The organism is Neisseria sp. P0021.S007 (assembly GCF_051956855.1).
The window spans coordinates 1-573 of the sequence record NZ_JBQCXA010000880.1; the positions used below are offsets into that span (position 1 = coordinate 1).

At 47.8% G+C, this 573-nt stretch carries 1 protein-coding gene; it reads right to left on the bottom strand.

All coding sequences use genetic code 11. From position 1 onward, the window contains the following. Positions 1-100: 100 nt before the first annotated feature. The coding region (locus tag ACTHUR_RS16495; protein WP_440399758.1) for a YaaA family protein at positions 101-573 on the bottom strand (473 nt) is incomplete at its 5' end.

Below are 573 nucleotides of genomic sequence, written 5' to 3' on the forward strand. Positions count from 1 at the left end.
AAACCGCTCTGCCACGCTTCCGTTCTTGAAGCCGTAATATTAATGGAACTTACGGCCTTTGCCAAGTGGTATTTTAGGGAAAATATCTAGTATTTTGTTTTTATTTAGATTGTTCTTCACGCATGAATACCCATTCGGCTTCGTTTGAAGCTGCTTCATTAAATGAATAGCCCTCGTAGTCGAAATTTTTGAGCATTTCAGGCTCGGTAATGCCGTGTTCTGCCGCGTAGCGCACCATCAAACCGCGCGCACGTTTGGCGTAGAAGCTGATGATTTTGTATTTGCCGTTTTTCTCGTCTTTAAAAATCGGCGTAATCAGGCGTGCGTTGAGTTTTTGGGTGTTGACGGATTTGAAATATTCTTGTGAGGCGAGGTTGATTAAAACGTCGCTGCCGGCCTGCTTCAGCGTTTGGTTGAGCAGGTCGGTAATTTTATCGCCCCAAAATTCGTAGAGGTTTTTACCGCGCGAGTTGGCAAAGGCTGTGCCCATTTCCAAGCGGTAGGGCTGCATCAAGTCGAGCGGGCGCAGTACGCCGTATAGGCCGGAGAGCAGGCGGACGTGTTGTTGCAGGT